The sequence below is a fragment of the Roseomonas rosulenta genome, assembly GCF_016106005.1.
Lineage (GTDB): Bacteria > Pseudomonadota > Alphaproteobacteria > Acetobacterales > Acetobacteraceae > Neoroseomonas > Neoroseomonas rosulenta.
The window spans coordinates 1-2,491 of sequence record NZ_JACADR010000436.1; the positions used below are offsets into that span (position 1 = coordinate 1).

1 protein-coding gene is annotated in these 2,491 nt (G+C 68.0%); it reads right to left on the bottom strand.

From position 1 onward, the window contains the following. Window positions 1-2,348, bottom strand: a 2,348-nt coding sequence (locus tag HW578_RS25475; RefSeq protein ID WP_198373510.1) for a DEAD/DEAH box helicase, incomplete at its 3' end; no start/stop codon positions are given. Between the last annotated feature and the right edge of the window lie 143 nt (window positions 2,349-2,491).

Here is a 2,491-nt window from a genome sequence, read left to right on the forward strand (position 1 = left end):
ATCAGAGGAACCAGCCGCAGACCTGGCCGGCCCCCGATCGGGGGCCGGCCAGGTCTGATGCCGCCATGTCGCCAGTGGCCTTGTTTTCCGCCGCCGCGCTGGCCTGGTTTTGCTCCGCCGTTGACAGTCCGGGTGAGGAACGCCTCCACTTCCTCGATCCGGATCGTCCCGTCCGGAGAGCGGATCACTACGGCCCACCGGTCCACGACCGGGGCCCCATTCGCGTTCGGGATCGCCCCGTGCAGGATCACGGCAACCTCCCCGGGAAGCAGCCGGCCCGCGAGCGACGCCACCGGCGCCGCATGTTCCGGGAAGAAGGTGCTGGCACGGTCCGCAAACCACTCGAGGATCGGATGCCCGTCCCAGAGGTACTGGACGGTCGGCCAGGCCCGTTCCTGCGCCTTCGCGTCGTTGATCGCCTGGTTGATCACGCCGGGTTGGTCGGTCAGCTCGATCCGCCCGCCGGGGCCGACCGCCTCCTCCGGCATGAACCGACCGTCCACCGCGCCCTCGCTCGCGTAGCCGAACCCGTCCCGAGCCCGCATGTCGGGCGGGATGGCGAGCTGGATCAGCCGGTCCGCTTCGTGGATCCGCGGCGTCTCCGGGAAGGCGTTCTCCTCCGGCCGGGACAGCCGCTCGATCATCGCACGCGCGTAGGTGAACGTGTCCCGGTAGAGCCGGGGCGGGCCCTGATCCGTGGAGGTTGCCGCCGCAGCCGGTGCAGGTGCCGGCGCCGCGTAATCCCCAAATAGGGCCGCAAACTCGTCGTCGACCGATATGTGCGAGGTCGCCTCCGCGGCGCGCTCGTCCATCTGCCGCTCGAACGCCTCAGCGCCGATCCCGGACGCGACCGCCTCTGCGACGACCGCTTCCTCCCCCTCCGCGTCTCCCGCGCCAAGGAACACGGCCGGGTCCCCGACGCCTGCCTGGGCCGCCTCGTCCTTGGCGACAAGCTTCTCGAGGACCCACATCTGACGCACCTTGGGGTGCGTGCTCTCGCCTACGAAGTAGCTGATCTGCGGCGGTCGGTCCTGGCCGTACCGGTCAATCCGCCCGTTGCGCTGCTGGAACCGCAGAAGGGACCACGGGAGGTCGAAATGGATCAGGCGGTGGCACTGGAAGTGGAGGTTGAGCCCCTCGGACGCCATATCCGAAGCGATCAGGATCCGGATCGGGGATCGCTCCTGGCCGAACGCTTCGATCACCTCCTGGGTCCGGACGTCCGCCTCGACGCTCCCCCCGTCCACCCGCGCCACCTGGTCCGGTGAAAGGTCCAGATCCTCACGCAGCCGCTCGGCGAGCCACGAGACGGTCGCGATCCGCTCCGAGAAGATCACCAGCCGATCCCGGGGCGCCCTTCCGGTCCAGCGCAACTCGCGCAGAAGGTGCAGGAGGTCCTGGTACTTGCTGAACGCGCCGGTATCGATCGCGGCCACCTGGTCGGCCAGCGACTGCAGCCGCACCCGGTCAGCAGCGGTACCGCGGGCGGTCCCGTTCTCGATCCCGCGGATCCGCCGCTCGAGCGTCTCGAGGCAAGCAACCGGGCTGGAGAAGATCGCCTTTGCGATCGTGGTCCGGAACAGATCGATCGCGCGCCCTCGGGTCTGCTCCTCGTCGAGATCGAGGTGGAGGTCGGCGATCGCCTGATAGGCCACCTCCTCCTGCGGACTGAGCGGGAAGTGGCGCGGGAAAAGCTGCCGTTTCGGGACAGCCCGGCCGATATCAGCGACCACCTCCGGCGAGGACCGGAACCTGCGGACAACAAGATCCTCGATGTCGGACCTGTGCAGGCGGTTCGGGTCCGGTACGCGAGTCGGGTCCAGCATGCGGATCAGGCTCGCGAAGCTCTCTTGCGACCCGTCATGCGGGGTCGCGGTCAGCAGCAGCAGGGAGTCGGTCCGGCGGGACAGAAGCTGTGCCAGCTCCGCCCGTTGCGAATTCGACCCGACGGCCGACTTCCGTTCAGCCGCGTTGTGCGCCTCGTCGATGATGATCAGGTCCCAGTAGGAGTGCTTCAGGGCGTCCCGGATCTGGGTATCCCTCTTCAGCGTGTCGATCGAAACAATGGACCGGTCGAACTGGTCGAACACGTTGTAGTGGGCCGGGATCCGGTTCCGCATCCGCCGGATCGCGGCGCTGTCGAGCCGGGAGAGCGGGATCGAGAACCGGGTCCAGAACTCCTTCTGGAACTGGGTCAGCATCGCGCGGGTCGTGACCACAAGGATCCGGTCTGCCCGGCCGCGCAAGGCGAGTTCCGAGGTGATCAGGCCCGCCTCGAGGGTTTTCCCGAGACCGACATCATCCGCGATCAGAAGCCGAACCCGGTCCTGGGCTAGCGCCCGCTCCACCGGCAAGTGCTGGAAGGTGTAGCCGCCGGAGTGAAACTGACCCAGTCGCCGGTTGAAAGCTGACCCAGGCTTAGGGTGCCTCGTCGTTGTGGCGGGGGCCTGGATGGTTGGGGGAGAGCTGGCGTTGGAGATCCGGGTATTGG